Source organism: Aeromonas media, from assembly GCF_000819985.1.
GTDB classification, from domain to species: domain Bacteria; phylum Pseudomonadota; class Gammaproteobacteria; order Enterobacterales; family Aeromonadaceae; genus Aeromonas; species Aeromonas media.
Genome location: NZ_CDBZ01000088.1, coordinates 1 through 16067, shown reverse-complemented (window position 1 = coordinate 16067; position 16067 = coordinate 1). Strand labels below are relative to the sequence as shown.

Below are 16067 nucleotides of genomic sequence, written 5' to 3'. Positions count from 1 at the left end.
GCCAAACTGGTCTGCTTTCACGTAGAATGCCCGCGAATTTATGACGCGAGCAGAGGAAAACGTGAGTCAAACATCCTTACATCATGCCCGATTGGACTGGAATGAAGCGGGAACTCCAGTCTCCAGTGAGTTCGGGGATGTGTACTTTTCCAATGATAACGGTCTAAGTGAAACCCGCTACGTCTTTTTATTGCAAAATCACCTACCGGCACGATTTTCGCACCACGATAGTGACAGTTTCGTGATTGGTGAAACAGGTTTCGGCACAGGTCTTAACTTTCTGGCGACAATGGCCGCCTTCCTGGAACAGGCCCCCCAATCCGGCAACGGCTCGCACCTGCACTTCATCAGCTTCGAGAAATACCCCCTGGCCCAGGCGGATCTCTGCAAGGCCCTGGCGGCCTGGCCCGAGCTCGCGCACCTTAGCCAGCCTCTCATCGAGCAATGGCCGCTGCCGGTATCCGGCTGCCATCGCCTCATTTTTGCCGGCGGCCGCATCCGCCTTGATCTCTGGCTTGGCGACATCAAGGAGATGCTGCCCCAGGTGCCTCACGGCCCTCAGGGTCTGGTGGATGCCTGGTATCTCGATGGCTTCTCGCCTGCCAAGAATCCCGAGATGTGGACACAAGCGCTGTTCGATGGCCTCGCTCGCCTCGCCCGCCCCAGCGCAACCCTCTCGACCTTTACCTGCGCCGGTTTCGTGCGCCGCGGTCTGATTGACGCCGGCTTTGCCATGAAGAAGGTGAAGGGGCACGGCAGCAAGCGGGAGATGCTGGCAGGGATGCGGGAGGGCAAAGTGCCCGAGCAGAGCATCTCCCCCTGGTATGCCCGCCCCGCCGGCCGGGACGGCGAGGTGCTGATCATCGGCGGCGGCATCGCCTCAGCCATGACGGCGCTCTCTCTGGTGGAGCGAGGTCGCAAGGTGACCCTGCTGTGTGAAGATGGCGAGCCTGCCACCGGCGCCTCCGGCAACCGGCAGGGGGCGCTCTATCCCCTGCTCAACGGAGAGCACGACGCCCTGTCGCGCTTCTATTCCCTGGCCTTCGGCTATGCCCGCCAGCGGCTGCTGGCCCTGGCCGCGTTCCATCCCGTGGCCTTCTCGCTGTGCGGCGTCACCCAGCTTGGCTACGACGACAAGTCCGCCACCAAGCTCGCCAAGATGGGTCAGGGCCCCTTCCCCCCCGAGCTGATGCACCCACTCTCTGCCTCGGAAGTTGAGCAGGTGGTCGGCCTGCCCTGCGACCACGGTGGCGTCAGCTACCCCCTGGGGGGCTGGCTCTGCCCGGCGGATCTCACCCGCGCCGCCCTGAAAGAAGCGCAAGCCAGCGGTCTGCTGCGCCTTGAGTACCACACACCGGTGAGCAGCATCAGCGAGCTGGCAGACGGCTGGCAGGTGGAGAGCCAAGATGGCCGCCAGTGGCAGGCCCCCAACCTGGTGGTGGCCGCCGGTCACCGGCTGCCCGCCCTGCTCCCCTTCGCGGAGCTGCCGCTCTACCCGGTGCGCGGTCAGGTGAGCCATGTGCCGACCACGGCGCGGTTAAGCCAGCTCAGGACTGTGCTCTGCTATGACGGCTACCTCACCCCGGCCCACGACGGAGCGCACTGCATCGGGGCCAGCTATGGCCGCAATCAGAGTACCCTCGCATTCAGTGCCGAGGAGCAGGCTCAGAACCAGGCACGGCTGCAAGCCTGCCTGCCTGATCAAAGCTGGCCTGCCGAGGTGGACGTGAGCGGCAACGAGGCGCGGGTCGGCGTTCGCTGCGCCAGCCGGGATCACCTGCCGGTGGCAGGCCCCGTCGCCAGATTGGCAAGCCTGGCGGATAAGGACCCTAAGGCCCCCGCTGATCAGCAGAGCACGCTGCCCCTGCACGCCGGTCTCTATGTGCTGGGCGCCCTCGGCTCCCGGGGTCTGTGCTCTGCGCCCCTCTGCGGTGAGCTGGTCGCGAGCGAGATCTGCGGTGATCCGCTGCCGCTGGCTGCCGATCTGCTGGAGGCGCTGCATCCGGCCCGCTACTGGGTACGCAGGCTGCGCAAGGGCAAGCCGCTGCGCGATCCGGCGTCCTGATCCAGCCTGGACCTCAAACAAAACGGGCTTCCGCAAGGGAAGCCCGTTTTTTATTGGCGATGACGATCAGCTGCCCTCTGGCCAGCTGACCCCGAGCTTGCGCCCCCGATCGGTCTGCTGCGCCAGGGTGGCGAATCGATCCCGGGTTGCCTCCAGCACCGCCTGCCCCTGCTGCCAGCCCTGATGCTGCAAGACGGCGCAATCCTGGGCGACAGGTAACTGAGCGAACCGGATGCCGAGCTGGCTGACGCTTTCGAGCAATATATCCTTGTGGCGGCTCTCGTAGTCGAACATGGCAGCCACCAACTTGTCCCACTTCTGCCGCTCCGCCGCCGACGCCCTGCCCTTGTCCATCCAGTTCGGCACCCTGACCTGGATGCGGGCCGTCACCTGGGCCTGATCCAGCTCGCAGCGCACCGGGGTCGCCCTGGTCTGCAACTGCCAGGAGAGCTGATAGCTGGCCCTGCCGATATGGCCGTCCGCCTGAGTAGGCGACAAGGCGGTGATCTGGCGCATCACGGCAGCCACATCGGCCCCTGATACCCGATAGAACTGGAAATCGACCTTGATATCTGGTGCCACTCGAATACCTGCATAATGGGAGGGTGCTGCTCCGATTGAGGCGGCATATATGAGGGCCGCCACCGCCCCTGTCTTGCTGAAGAGTCCCATCGTCGTGCTGCCTTGCTCCTTGTGAGTCCGGCGTAATTTCAATTAATAATCAATGAATTAATAGTCAGTGTGGAGATTAACCGCGATCAGGGACGCTGTCACCTGCTCTCGGAGCCGGGAGCGGCAAAGGGACGGGCTTCGACCCTGCTCAAAATGGGGATTTGCAAGGGAGATCACAGCCAGCCACCATTCCCATGGTGAATTACTCCTTATGAGGTAATAATCTCGGCGTTTTTGTTGGCACATGTCAGGCTAGCCAGTCCAACCCTCTGCTCAGCCCGTTAGATGCCATACGTCACTCCATACTCAGGAACCTATTTATGATGGAACTCCTTATTGGCACCCTGGTCACCCTGGCCGTGGGTCGCTACATCTTCAAGGGCTATTCGGCGACCGGGGTGCTGCTCAGCGGCGGCCTCTTGCTGCTGGCGATCACCGCCCTGATGGGCAAGGCGGTGCTGCCAGCCAGCGTCGCCTCCACCGGCCACGTGGCCACAGACGTGTTCGAGTACGTGCGCTTCCTGCTGGTGGACCGTGGCGGCGGCCTCGGCATGCTGATCATGGTGCTGTGCGGCTTTGCCGGCTACATGAGCCACATAGGCGCCAACACCATCTTGGTGAAGCTGGCCAGCAAGCCCCTTGGCATCATCAAGTCCCCCTACATACTGCTGGTAGCCGCCTACCTGGTGGCCTGCGCCATGTCGCTGGCGGTGAGCTCTGCCACCGGCCTAGGCGTGCTGCTGATGGCGACCCTGTTCCCGTTGATGGTCAACATGGGGATCTCCCGTGGCGCCGCGGCCGCGGTGTGCGCCTCCCCGGCCGCCATCATACTGGCCCCCACCTCCGGGGACGTGGTGTTGGCCGCCCAGGCCGCCAACATGGAGCTCATCGAGTTTGCCTTCAAGCTGACCCTGCCCATCTCCCTGACGGCCATCGCCGCCATGGCGGTGACCCACTTCTTCTGGCAGCGCTATCTGGACAGGAAGTCCGGGGAGCACAATGAGGCGGTCGCCCCGAGCGATCTCATCACCGATGCCCCCGGCTTATACGCCATACTGCCGTTCACCCCCATCATCGGTGTGCTGCTGTTTGACGGCAAGCTGGGCCCCAAGCTCGACATCGTCACCATCATCGTCATCTGTCTGGTGCTGGCCGCCCTGCTGGAGCTGATGCGCAAGCGCAACGGCCGCGAGCTGCTGGACGGCCTGCAAGTGTGCTGGCGCAGCATGGCTGACGCCTTCGCCGGCGTGGTCATGCTCTTGGTGGGGGCCGGGGTCTTCGCCCAGGGGCTGATGGGGCTCGGCTTCATCGCAAACCTCCTGGATCTGGCCCAGAGCTTTGGCACCGGTGGCATCGTCATCATGCTGGTGCTGGTGGTCATCACCACCCTTGCCGCCTTTACCACGGGCTCCGGTAATGCCCCCTTCTATGCCTTCGTGGAGCTGATCCCGCACCTGGCCACCAGTCTGGGCGTCAATCCTGCCTACCTGGTGATCCCCATGCTGCAAGCCTCCAACCTGGGTCGCACCATCTCGCCGGTATCCGGGGTGGTGGTCGCCTGTGCGGGCATGGGCAATCTATCCCCGTTCGAGGTGGTCAAGCGCACCTCGATGCCGGTCGCGGTCGGCCTCTTGGTGGTGATCCTCGCCACCCAGATCCTGGTGCCTGCCTGAGTACCGTTTGACTCTTTTCCAGCCCGGCGCCTGCCGGGCTGGCATCCCCCCCACCCCTTGCAGTAGACTCGGTGCTCTTTTTCCCTAAGGAGGACCGAGCCTTGAGTATTACGGTTCAACTTGCCCACTTCAGTGACTGCCACTCCCATTTCGATGGCGCCCCCATGCGCTTCTCCCCTGAGGGTGAGTCCGAATGGCGCACCCAGTGTGGCGGCTACGGCCGCATCCTGACCCGGCTGACCGCCCTGCGCCAGCGGGCTGCCGCCGCGGGCCAGACCTGCCTGCTGCTGCACGGAGGCGACACCTTCCAGGGGTCGCTCTATTTCAACCGTTTCAAGGGGCGGGCCAACGCCGACCTGCTCGGCCTGCTGCGACCGGATGCCATGGTGATCGGCAACCATGAATTCGATCTCGGCAACGGCCCGCTGGTGGAATTTCTGCGCCAGCTCGACTATCCGGTGCTGGCTGCCAACCTCGACAGCAGCCAGGAGCCAGCCGATGCCCCGCTGCGGCTGCACGGCCTGCCACAGCTGTTCGATGCCAGCCGCCCCTGGCACAGGCGCTTCATCGACGGCGTCCCCTTCGCCCTGCTCGGCATCACCTTGCCGCAGATGGCCGCCATCGCGAGCCCGGATCCCCACACCCGCTTCCACGGCATAGAGGAGACCCTCAGCGCCGCCCTCGGCGAGATCAAGGCCGAAGGGATAGAGCACATCATATTGCTCAGCCACCTGGGGCTGGAGCAGGACAAGAAGCTGGCAGCACGCTTCCCCGAACTCAGCCTGATTGTCGGTGGCCACACCCACAGCCAGCTGGGGGATCTGGCCCCGCTCGGGCTGATGAGCGAGGGGAGCTACCCCTTGATGGTCGAGGGGGTCGCCATACTGCATGCGGCCCACAGCGCGCTGTGCCTCGGGGTATGCGAGCTGGAATTTGATGAGCGCGGGCGCGTTTGCCAAAGCCGCGGCCAGCTGGAGTGGCTGCCCTGGCAGCCCTGGCCCTTTGCCTCGCCCCCGCCGGCAGGGCTCCATTTCTGCGAACCGGCCCCCGAGATCGAACAGCATCTGGCCAGGCGCTACCGGCCCGAACTCGAGACCATGACCCGGCGCATAGTGACCCACCTCGCCGGGCCACTGCACCATCAGCGCCTGCCCGATGCCGCCCTGCCCGCCGGCAGTCAGGTCGCTCCCCTGGTGGCGAGCGCCATGCTGGCCGGTGCCCGCGAGCAGGTGGGCCAGGTGGATTTCGCCCTGCACAACGCAGGCGGCGTGCGCTGCTCCCTCGAACCCGGCCCCTTAAGCGAGGCGGACATCGCCGGACGACTGCTGCCCTTTGCCATTCCACTCACCCTCTACCGGGTGCACGGCCATGAGCTGGCGGAGGCGCTGGAGGGAGCCATCGACAACGCCACCAACAACGGCGTGGTCGGCAATGGCAGCGGCAGCTTCCCTTACACCGCCGGGATGCGCTTCCGTTATCAGGCAGACAGGCCCAGGGGGAGCCGGATCACCCGCCTCGAATGGGAGGCGAGCCCGGGTCAGTGGCAGAGCGTCGAGATGGATGCCATCTATCGGGGGGTCTCCAGCGCCTACACCGCCTCCGGCAAGGAGGGCTACACGGCCCTGGCCCGCACCCTGACCCAACACAATCAGGAGCTCGGCATCACCCTGGCCGATGCCTTTATCCGCTGGGCCCGCCATCTGCCCGAGCTGGCCCCCCTGCCGGCACTGGTGGAATACCAGGGCGCCAGTCCCATGGCCTGAGGCCCTCATCGGGCCATCCCCTGCAAGAGTGCCGCTTTTCTGGTGAAACGGCACTCTTGTCCGTTATACCAAGTACATCACCCTGCCCTCTTACATCGACTGGGCAACATCAGGCACCGCCGCCGTCTTGCGCAATTCAGGCACTGAAAACGCTACTTTTATACATTATTTCAAACACATCACCCCAGCCCATTGCATCGGACTGCCGGCCTCGGCAAGATAGGCCCGCTTTTACGTCTTTCCCGCAGGAACAGGTCATCCATGAATCACGCCATCCGTTTTACCCCTCAGCGCTACAACCCCGGGCTCAAGCCGCTGGTTGTCCTGCTCACCGCCCTGATGGCGCTGCTGTTTTGCTTGCGCAACCCGCTGTTCCACGGCATGGCGCCCGGCTTTGATGCCTCCCTGTTCGCTGTGATGGGCAAAATGTGGAGCGAGGGGGGCGTGCTCTACCGGGACATGATCGACATCAAGGGCCCCATGATCTTCGCCCTCGATGCCCTCGGCTACTCCCTGGGCGGCTTCTTCGGGATCTGGCTGCTGGAGTGGGTACTCTGCTGGCTCGGTCTGCTCGCCAGCTGGCAGGCCTTCTCCCAGCTGGGGCTCTCCCTGCGGGCCCGCCTCGGCAGCATGCTGGCGCTGCTGGCGCTCTACAGCACCCGCTACTACTACGGCAACATGACCGAGGACTGGACTTTCCACCTGGCTCTCATCGCCCAGTGGGCCTTCATCACCCTGCTGCTGGACAAGCAGTTTCGCTGGGGCCCGGCCCTGGTGGCGGCCCTCACCTTCGCCATCGTGGCCTGGATGCGCACCAACAACGGCGCCTTCTGGGGGGCTTGGTATCTGGTGCTGTTCTGCCACTGGTGTCTGCGTGAGCAGTGGCGCTGCGCCTTCGGCCTGCTCTGCTCCAGCCTGCTGGGACTGGCCCTGGTCGGCGGTCCGCTGTTTGCCTACTTCCAGCACCACGGTTTGCTGGACGAATTCAAATACTACGCCTTCGGCATCTTCTTCGAGGGGAGCTATGGCAACGGCTTCTCGCCGGAGGTGGGGGCAGTCGGCTTGCTGCGCACCGGCCTCGTCATGCTACTGCCAGCCTTCATGGTGCTGATGCTGGGACGCCGCCAGGAGTGGTATCTGCCTGCCCTCTGCGCCACTCTGTTTGGCGTGCTCTTTACCCTGATCGCCAACTCTGTCTCCGGTCACGTGTTCGATCACTACGACGTGCTCTACCTGCAGCTTGGCCTGCTGCCTCTGGCCTGCCTGCTGGATCGCAGCGAGCAACAGTCCGATGCCCTGGGCCTGCTCTGCATCTCCCTGGTGGTGCTGACCGCAAGCTGGCTGCTGGCCCAGCAGCTCGGTTACGGCTGGAGCACCAAGGAGTGGTCGCTGCCGCGGGTGCGCGAAGTGCTCGGCAACAGCCTGCTCTGGGCCCTGCCGGTGCTCATCCTGGTGCCGCTCTGGCGCGCCTGGGATGTGCGCAGCGCCACCCCTTGGCTTGCGTCACTCGCCATGCTGGCGCTGCTGGTCAACAACGCCTGGGAGGGCAACCTCAAGGGCAAGCCGTTCAATCCGCCGGCCCAGGTGCGGGTCGACAGGATCAAGGCCGAGACAGGGCCGACCGACAAGATCTGGGTCGACGGCATACAGCCGCAATACTATCTGTGGACCGATCGCCAGCCCGCCTCCGCCTATCTGTTCTTCGCCAACGTCAATCCGCCCTATGACGTGCGCGAGCGGGTGCTGGCCGACATCCGGCGGCAGGATCCCAAGTTCATCATCGCCAAGCCGGAGCGGGTGGCAGAGCAGCTGAAAACGCCGAGCTCTCCCTCCAGCCTCGCCTTCTATCAATATCTGACGGACCGTTATGAAGAGGTGGATCCGGGTCTCTATCGCCGTCGCTGAGACCGGTTGCGAAAGTCGGGGCCGTCGCTGGCAACAGCGACGGCCCCTTTCATTGGCGTGCAGACGTGTGTTCAAGGGAGCCCATCATGATTACAATGGCGCTCTTTTTTAGTGTGAAGGGGGAGACATCATGGCGGAGCTGACCTATCTGGGGGGCTATCCCGAGCCGCTCAAGGCCCAGGTACAGCAGTTGATCGCGGCGGGGAAACTCGGCGAGATGCTGGCCAAACGCTACCCCGAGACCCACCTCGTCCAGAGTGACAAGGCGCTGCTGGCCTATACCATGGAGCTGAAAAACCGCTACCTGAAAAGCTCGGCGCCGCTCTCCAAGGTGATCTTCGATGGCAAGATCAACGTGATCAAGGATGCCCTCGGCCTGCACACCTATGTCAGCCGGGTACAGGGCAACAAGCTCAAGACCAAGAACGAGATCCGCGTCGCCGCCCTGTTCAAGGAGGCCCATCCCGCCTTCCTGAAGATGATAGTGGTGCACGAGCTGGCCCACTTGCGGGAGAAGGATCATAACAAGGCCTTCTACCAGCTCTGCCTGCACATGGAACCGGACTATCATCAACTGGAGTTCGATCTCAGGCTCTGGCTCACTTGGCGTGACATCGAACGCACCTCGGGCTGAGGCCATCGGTTGCAAGGAGGCAAGATGATCCCAGGGCACACTCGTTCAGGGCATAGCTGTCGTCATGCCGCGCGAGGCCGGGTGATGGCCCTCTGGCTCGCCATGCTGCTGCCCTGTTCCCTACTGGCAACCGAGCGCTGGCAGAGCGACGACTATCTGATCCAGAGCTTCATGGAAGTCGCCATGAAGCGGGAATATGGCCATGAGGCCCAGGTACGCTTCTCCCGCTGGCAAGGCCCCATCCGCCTCAAGCTCATCAACGAGTTTGGCGACAAGCCGCTGCAGGCCGAGGTGGTCAAGGTGCAGAGCCAGCATCTGGCCAGGGTCACCGGCCACCCCATACTGCTCGTCAGCGACAACCCCAATCTCACCCTCATCATGACCAGGCACCAGCAGATGGCCAGTTGGGCCCGCCGCACCATGCGCCAGGATGACTCTGTCGGCATTGCCCTCAAGGAGGGGATCTGCCTGGCCAATTTCGCGACCAACGGCCGCTATGAGATCACCCGTGCCACCATCATCATCCCGGTGGACTACAGCCGGGCCAAGGGCCGTTTTCTGGATTGCGTAGTGGAGGAGCTCACCCAGGTGATGGGGCTGCCCAATGACTCGGACAAGGTGTTTCCCTCCATCTTCAACGACAACAGCATCGACAGCTTCCCCACCGGGCTCGACTATGTACTGCTCAAGCTCGCCTATCATCCCGCCCTCCATGCCGGCATGACCGCCGACGAGGTGCGCACAGCCCTGCCCATCGCCCTCAAGGCGCTTCGCGCCAATGGCGACATCGCAGAGGCAAATCAGCGAGTACAAAGTGGCAGCCTCAAACACTGGGCCGGGCTCTGAGCCCTCTTAGCTGGCCCAGCACCCTGCCACCTTCTCACAAACACAAAACGCAGCCTTGAGCTGCGTTTCGTTCAAACCGGGGTAAGAGCCAGCCTGTTACCATGACAGGCAAAATGACAACCTGTTCCTGATCAGACTTCGGCGCCTTCCGCCTCCGGCATCCAGCTCTCGGCGTTCTCCCATACTTCCTGCACCATGGCCTCGGCCAGTTCCCTGTCCTCCTTGCTGGCGCGGCTGACCGTCAGGGCCATGGCACTGCCGGGCGCAACCCGCACATGCAAATCAGGGAATTGCTCGCCCAGTTGTTTGAGCAACTCCTGACGCAGCGCCTCCATGGTCGCAGTGGGGATCTGATGTTTTCTGTCGATGATGATTTCCAGGCGCATAGGATACGTCTCCATTATGATTAACTGTATTTTTATACAGTAAAAAACAAAAGTAAAGGCTCAACATCTCGTTCCCCTTTCATCGCTCAACAATCCATCGCTCTCCCATGTCATGACCTCATCCGCATTCCCTCCTGCTTCCCTTTTCTGAGCGCGTTCCATCCTGCCTGGCCACCTCGGGAGAAAAAATGGTTGATATTGGTTCTCCTCCATCGCATCATCATTTGGTGTTATAACATAACAAATTGGATAATCATGCGCCCCGACATTCACCCTCAATACCGCAATGTCCTGTTTCACGATCTGGCCAGCAACACCTACTTCCTGATCGGATCTACCTTGCAGACCGATCGCACCAAGCAATGGGAAGATGGCAACACCTATCCCTATGTGACGCTGGATGTCTCCAGTGCCTCCCACCCCTTCTATACCGGCAAGCAGAAGCAGGCTGGCAAGGAAGGACAAGTCGCCCGCTTCGGTCAGCGATTCGGCCAATTCTTCAACAAAGGAAAAGAAAAGTAATGAAAGTGCTCACCTCCCTGAAATCAGCCAAGTCACGTCATCCGGATTGCCGGGTCGTTCGCCGACGCGGCAAGTTGTTCGTGATCTGCAAGAGCAATCCCAGATTCAAGGCTCGCCAAGGCTGATCTCAGCAACAGCAAGGGCCCGGCCCCAAATAAACAAGCCCTCATCACGAGGGCTTTGTCGTCTCTCTGACCTTGCCGAACCCGGCATCACAGCGGGGTGGCGCATTTGCGGTATTCGGTGGGGCTGACCCCTACCCGCTTCCTGAACACCCGCGAGAAGTAGAGCTGATCGTCATAGCCCACCTGTTGGCCGATAGTAGCCACCGACATGGGGGTGGTCTGCAGCAGCAGCTTGGCCCGCATGATGCGCTGATCCTCGCGCCAGCGCACTATGCTCACCCCCACCTGCTCGCGAAACAGGTGCGCGAGGCGCGAAGGGGACAAGAAGACCTGCTCGGCCAGCGCCTCCACCGAGATCTCGGCGCAGAGCGACTCGCTTAAGATCTGGCACGCCTGGTGAACCCGGTGATCTATGGTGGGGTAGGCATTGAGGGAGGAGGCTTCATAGCAGCGAATGAGCAGCCGCTCCAGCAGGTTCATGGCCAGCTGTTCCGACATGGGTCTGAGCTGCTGGTGGGTCTCTTCGATGTCGAGGAAGAGGGCGTCGAACTCGGCGAGCAAGGCGGCGTCCGCCAGTTGCAGGCGCCCCACCCGCTCAGTGACCTGGGGCCACTTGAGCCAGTCGGCCCAGTAGGCCCGCGGCCGGAAATAGACCCAGCGGTGATACCACTCCCGCGCATCCGGCGCCCGGCCGTAATGGTGCACGGCCGCGGGCGGAAACAGCAGCAGGTCCCCTGGCTCCACGGTGAATGCCTGATCCCCCTGGAAGATCTGCCCCTTGCCCTTGATGGTCAGGTTGACGATGAAGCCCTTCATTCCCTGGGGCCGGTCGATGATGAAGTCGAGCGCACTCCCCTGCTCGATGGGGGTCATGCCCGAGACCAGGAACACATCGAAGGCGTAGCCCGGCAGCAGGGGATTGAGTTGTTTCGGCTTCTCTTTTTGCATCGAGGACATGGCGGAAAACAGCGCTTGGGTAAAAAAATCGGCTTGGGTCATTGTAAAGACTCACCTTGGGAACGCGCTATCTGGCGCTCGGCGCCGTGTGAAATTGGTGAACTGGCTCACAACGGGATGTGCCGTGAGCCATGATGCCACCCTGGGCAGACCCGCTGAACGCGGGCCTGCACCGGTTGGACAGGGATCAGACGCGCGCCTTGCGCACCTGCTTGTAGCGGTCGAACAGCACGGCGGCGAGCAGGATGAGGCCGCGCACCACGTACTGGGCAAACGGGGAGATGTTGAGCAGGTTCATGGCGTTCTCCATCAACCCCAAAATCAGCACCCCAGCGATGATGTAGGAGATCTTGCCGATGCCCCCCTTCATGGAGACCCCACCCAGCACGCAGGCGGAGATCACCACCAGCTCGAAGCCGATGGAGGTCATGGGCTGGCCCGAGGTCATGCGCGAGGCGAGTATGATGCCCGCGATGGAGGCGATGAGCCCGGTCATGGTGAAGATGATGATCTTGGTGCGCACCACGTTGACCCCGGCCAGGCGTGCCGCTTCCTCGTTGCCCCCCATGGCCAGGGTGTTGCGGCCAAAAGTGGTCTTGTTGAGCAGCAGGCCGAACAGCACGAAGCAGACGGCGGTCAGCCAGACCGGGGTCGGGATGCCGAGCAGGGCTGAGTTGCCGAGTTCGAAGAAGCCCTCTTCCACTATGCCGACCGCCTTGCCGTCGGAGATGATGTAACCCACCCCGCGCGCCATCTGCATGGTGGCGAGGGTGGTGATGAGGGCGTTGATCTTGAATTTGGCCACGACTATGCCGTTGATGAGGCCAAACAGCACCCCCACCGACATGCCGGCCAGGATGCCCACCGTGATGCTCTCGGTGGCGTTGATGCCGACCGCGCAGGCGACGCCGGAGCAGGCCACCACTGAGCCGACCGACATGTCGAACTCGCCGGAGGCAAGGCAGAACAGCATGCCGCAGGCCACCATGCCCGACATGGAGACGGCGAGCCCGAGCCCGCGCATGTTGATCAGGCTGGCAAAGTTGGGTACCAGCACGCAGGCCAGCAGGAACAGGATGGCGAAGATCACCAGCATGCCGTATTGATCCCAGACGCGGGCCAGTTGCAGGCGGGAGCCGCTGGTCGCCGCGGTGCTGGCGGCCTGGCCGACTGAGGTAGTAGTTGTCATGGTATTTCTCCTGAAAATTCCGGGTGCTATCTCGTTGCGGTCAGCAGATCAACGGGCCGGCATGGCCAGATTGAGCGCCTTGACCTCGTTGGCCTCATCGTGGGAAAGCTCGCCGGCGATCTCCCCCTCCCGCATGACCATGATCCGGTCCGCGATGCCCAGCACTTCCGGCAGCTCGCTCGATACCACCACCACGGCGATGCCCACCTTGGCCAGATCGTAAATCACGTTGTAAATCTCGTTTTTGGCACCGACGTCGATGCCGCGGGTCGGCTCGTCGAGCAAGATGACTTTCATGTCCTCGGAGAGCCAGCGCCCCAGAATGGCCTTCTGCTGGTTGCCGCCCGAGAGGTTCATGATGGCCTGATGGGGAGACGGGGTCTTGACCCGCATGTCGCGGATCCGCAGCCTCGCGTTCTCGTCCTCCCACTGCTGGTTGATCCAGAAGCCCCCCCACGCCTTGTGACGGCGGGCGCTGATGTTGATGTTCTCCTGCACCGAATGGATGGGGATGATGCCGAGCGCCTTGCGGTCTTCGGTACAGAGCATGATGCCGCTGCGAATGGCGTCGATGGGGCTGCCGATGACCACCGGCTTGCCGAACACGGCTATCTCGCCGCTGCGCATCTTGTCGGCGCCAAAGATGAGCTTCATCAGCTCGCTGCGACCGGCCCCCACCAGCCCGAAGATGCCGAGGATCTCCCCGCGCTTGACCTCGAACGACACCGGCGCCTTGAGCCCCGGCCCCATCAGATTCTCCACCTTGAGGCCCGCCTCGCCGAGCGGCCTTGGGCTGTAGCCATAGATGTCGGTCAGCTCGCGCCCCACCATGGTCTTGACCAGCAGATCCCGGTCCACCTCGGCCATGGAGGCGAAGGTGCGCACGAACTGGCCGTCCTTGAAGACCGTGATGGCGTCGCACAGGGCGAAGATCTCGTCCATCCGGTGAGAGACGTAGAGAATGACTTTGCCCTCGTCACGCAGCTGACGGATGACCCGAAACAGCTGCTCAATCTCGCGGGACGAGAGGCTGCTGGTCGGCTCGTCGAAGGCGATGACGCTGGCGTCCCTGGTCAGCGCCTTGGCGATCTCCACCATCTGCCATTGCCCCAGCGACAGGTACTTGAGCGGCGTCTCGGGGGAGATGTCCATGCCAAGACGCGCCAGCTGCCTGGCCGCATCCTGATAGAGCTTCTCCCGATCGATGACCCCGCGCCGGGTCGGCAGCTGACCGAGGTAGATGTTCTCTGCCACCGTCATCTCGGGCACCAGGTGCAACTCCTGATAGATGATGGCGATCCCGCTCTCCAGCGCATCGACCGTGCTCTGAAAGACCCGCTCCTGACCGGCCAGCTTCACCACCCCTGTGGTGGGCGATTGAAAACCGCTCAGGATCTTGAGCAGAGTGGACTTGCCCGCGCCGTTTTCCCCCATCAGCGCGTGTACCGTGCCCTGCTGGCAGGAGAAGGAGACGTTCTTCAGCGCCTTGACGCCGGGAAACTCCTTGCTGATGCCGCAAAACTCCAGATAAGGAACTGACTGATTCATGTTTCACTCCAGCCGACCGGCATGGCGCACACCGCCATGCCGGTCTCGGTGTCAGGGTTTAGATGGCGTCAATCACAGACCTTTCTTCTGCAGCTCGACCTTGAAATTGTCGCGGGTGATGAGCACCACGTCGGTCACTTCGGTGAACTTGGCCGGTTCGGCGCCGTTGACCACCCAGTCATGGAGCATCTGGATGCTCTTGTAACCGTGCACGTCCGGGCTTGGCAGCAGGGAGCCGAGGAAGCCGGTGGCGCTGGACTTGGAGAGCTCGTTCACCGCATCCACACCATTGATGCCGATGCCGATGACGTTCTCCGCCTTGAAACCCTGTCCTTCGGTGGCGCGCACACCGCCGAGCACTGTGTTGTCATTCATGCCGACGATGAGCCAGTTCTTCACCTCGGGGTGCTGCACCAGCATGGAGTTGGCGGCATCCAGCGCCCCCGGAATGTCGTTGGCCTTGGTCGGTGAGCGGTAGATCTGCCCCTCGGGGAAACCGGCGGTCTTGAGCGCGCTCAAGGAGCCTTCGACCCGGCGACGGGCGGTGTCGAGCTCGTCGGCGGTGATGGCGAGCACCCCGGTCGCCTTCACATCCCACTGGCGTTTTTGCATCTCCTTGTAGAGCTCCTGGCCCTGGCGTTCACCAATCTTGGTGGCGGCCATCATCACCAGGGGCACCTGCTCCATGGGCTGCCCCTTGGCGTTGACGAACTGGTCGTCCACCGTGATGACCTTCAGATCCATGCTGTTGGCCTTGGCCATGATGGCGGCCCCGAGCTTGGGATCAGGGGTGCAGATGACGAAGCCCTTGGCGCCGTTGGCCGCCAGGCTGTCGATGGCATTGAGGGTCTTCTCGCCATCGGGGACGGCTATCTTGATCACCTCGAAACCGAGATCCTTGCCCGCCTTGTCGGCGAAGTTCCATTCGGTCTGGAACCAGGGCTCCTCCGGTTGCTTGACCAGATAACCCAGCTTCAGCGCCTCGGCCGAGAAAGCAGAATTTGCCATACCAAGGGCAAACCCCATTGCGATCATGCTTTTAACGATTTTGTTCATGCGAGTGTCTCCAGGTGTTCTATCAATCCATGTATCCATGAAGCGCGGCCATCGGGTCCATTCCTCAAGCTGCCACATAAAAACATGTCCAAACATGATGTTATTGTTGTTGCTAGATGAGCGAACCAAGTTGTAATCGTTTTCACATGGAAAAATGGAGAGCAGGATCACGCCATGAAATTGCAGCCGTTTCGTCTATATAATTAGCAAAATTGTCACATACCCAATTCTGGATGGCCGTCACCCTCTTGCAGCAACAGCGTTAAAATCCATATTTCCAGCAGCCAATGGCTAACCGCCCCTCCGGTCCATCTCCTATGGTTCCTCACCAGTCACCCCTCATTGATGGTCAGGAGCACTTATGTCTGAGCACCCCAGGTCCGAGCAGATCACCATCGGACTCGATTTCGGCAGCGATTCGGTCAGGGCACTCGCCGTGCGCTGCCACGACGGCGCCGAGCTGGCAACCCAGGTCGTCTATTACCCGCGCTGGCAGGCCGGTCATTACTGCCAGCCGGTCACCAACCAGTTCCGCCACCACCCCCTCGACTATCTGGAGTCCATGGAGCAGGCGGTGGTGGCGGTGGTGAGTCAGCTCACCCCGAGTCAGCGCGCCGCCGTGCGCGGCATCGGCGTGGACAGCACCGGCTCCACGCCAGCCCCCATCGATGCAGAGGGGCGTGTGCTGGCCCTGCGCCCAGAGTTTGCCGACAACCCCAACGCCAT

At 62.4% G+C, this 16067-nt stretch carries 14 protein-coding genes and 1 pseudogene; 9 read left to right on the top strand and 6 right to left on the bottom strand.

Translation table 11 applies throughout. The features are described 5' to 3' along the window. Positions 1-40: 40 nt before the first annotated feature. Entirely contained in the window at positions 41-2065 is a 2025-nt protein-coding gene (mnmC, locus tag BN1127_RS07825; protein ID WP_171268981.1) for a bifunctional tRNA (5-methylaminomethyl-2-thiouridine)(34)-methyltransferase MnmC2/FAD-dependent 5-carboxymethylaminomethyl-2-thiouridine(34) oxidoreductase MnmC1, read from the top strand. A 66-nt stretch (positions 2066-2131) separates the two neighbouring features. On the opposite strand, the gene BN1127_RS07820 is transcribed toward mnmC, so the two are convergent. Then, positions 2132-2737, bottom strand: coding sequence for a DUF922 domain-containing protein (locus BN1127_RS07820; protein ID WP_042649065.1), 606 nt, complete (start codon positions 2735-2737; stop codon positions 2132-2134). Between the two features lie 320 nt (positions 2738-3057). Between BN1127_RS07820 and dcuC the strand changes: the two genes are divergently transcribed. From dcuC to BN1127_RS07795, 5 genes are all read left to right on the top strand, one after another. After that, positions 3058-4410 carry an anaerobic C4-dicarboxylate transporter DcuC gene (dcuC, locus tag BN1127_RS07815; protein WP_042649064.1) on the top strand — a complete coding sequence of 451 codons (1353 nt, stop codon included), beginning with the start codon at positions 3058-3060 and terminating at the stop codon, positions 4408-4410. Between the two features lie 101 nt (positions 4411-4511). Beyond that, a complete protein-coding gene (locus tag BN1127_RS07810) occupies positions 4512-6173 on the top strand; it encodes a bifunctional metallophosphatase/5'-nucleotidase (RefSeq protein ID WP_041205597.1) in 1662 nt (553 codons plus the stop codon). 261 nt (positions 6174-6434) lie between these two features. After that, on the top strand, positions 6435-8078 hold the full coding sequence (locus tag BN1127_RS07805; RefSeq protein WP_005328305.1) for a hypothetical protein: 1644 nt from the start codon (positions 6435-6437) through the stop codon (positions 8076-8078). A 130-nt stretch (positions 8079-8208) separates the two neighbouring features. Further along, positions 8209-8712, top strand: coding sequence for a M48 family metallopeptidase (locus BN1127_RS07800; protein ID WP_005328302.1), 504 nt, complete (start codon positions 8209-8211; stop codon positions 8710-8712). An 84-nt stretch (positions 8713-8796) separates the two neighbouring features. Beyond that, a complete protein-coding gene (locus BN1127_RS07795) occupies positions 8797-9558 on the top strand; it encodes a DUF2927 domain-containing protein (RefSeq protein ID WP_041205595.1) in 762 nt (253 codons plus the stop codon). A 131-nt stretch (positions 9559-9689) separates the two neighbouring features. On the opposite strand, the gene BN1127_RS07790 is transcribed toward BN1127_RS07795, so the two are convergent. Beyond that, the gene (locus BN1127_RS07790; protein WP_005328287.1) at positions 9690-9944 is read right to left on the bottom strand and encodes a DinI family protein; all 255 of its coding nucleotides are present in this window, start codon (positions 9942-9944) and stop codon (positions 9690-9692) included. A 255-nt stretch (positions 9945-10199) separates the two neighbouring features. Here BN1127_RS07790 and BN1127_RS07785 point away from each other — a divergent pair, with 255 nt between their 5' ends. Beyond that, a complete protein-coding gene (locus BN1127_RS07785) occupies positions 10200-10466 on the top strand; it encodes a type B 50S ribosomal protein L31 (RefSeq protein ID WP_005328284.1) in 267 nt (88 codons plus the stop codon). Continuing rightward, positions 10466-10591 (top strand): type B 50S ribosomal protein L36, encoded by a 126-nt coding sequence (ykgO, locus tag BN1127_RS07780; protein WP_005328277.1) that lies wholly within the window; start codon positions 10466-10468, stop codon positions 10589-10591. The genes BN1127_RS07785 and ykgO overlap by 1 nt, the downstream gene beginning before the upstream one ends. Before the next feature lie 87 nt (positions 10592-10678). On the opposite strand, the gene araC is transcribed toward ykgO, so the two are convergent. The 4 genes from araC to BN1127_RS07760 all read right to left on the bottom strand — a co-directional run bounded on the left by araC (position 10679) and on the right by BN1127_RS07760 (position 15341). Continuing rightward, positions 10679-11590 (bottom strand): arabinose operon transcriptional regulator AraC, encoded by a 912-nt coding sequence (gene araC, locus BN1127_RS07775; protein ID WP_041205593.1) that lies wholly within the window; start codon positions 11588-11590, stop codon positions 10679-10681. Between the two features lie 145 nt (positions 11591-11735). Continuing rightward, positions 11736-12737, bottom strand: coding sequence for an L-arabinose ABC transporter permease AraH (gene araH / locus BN1127_RS07770; RefSeq protein WP_042649062.1), 1002 nt, complete (start codon positions 12735-12737; stop codon positions 11736-11738). 48 nt (positions 12738-12785) lie between these two features. Continuing rightward, entirely contained in the window at positions 12786-14285 is a 1500-nt protein-coding gene (araG, locus tag BN1127_RS07765) for an L-arabinose ABC transporter ATP-binding protein AraG (RefSeq protein WP_042649061.1), read from the bottom strand. Between the two features lie 72 nt (positions 14286-14357). Continuing rightward, positions 14358-15341 (bottom strand): arabinose ABC transporter substrate-binding protein, encoded by a 984-nt coding sequence (locus BN1127_RS07760; RefSeq protein WP_041205585.1) that lies wholly within the window; start codon positions 15339-15341, stop codon positions 14358-14360. Positions 15342-15702: 361 nt separating this feature from the next. On the opposite strand from BN1127_RS07760, the pseudogene BN1127_RS07755 reads away from it, so the two are divergent. Further along, positions 15703-16067: pseudogene (locus BN1127_RS07755) on the top strand (ribulokinase); the annotation flags it as partial.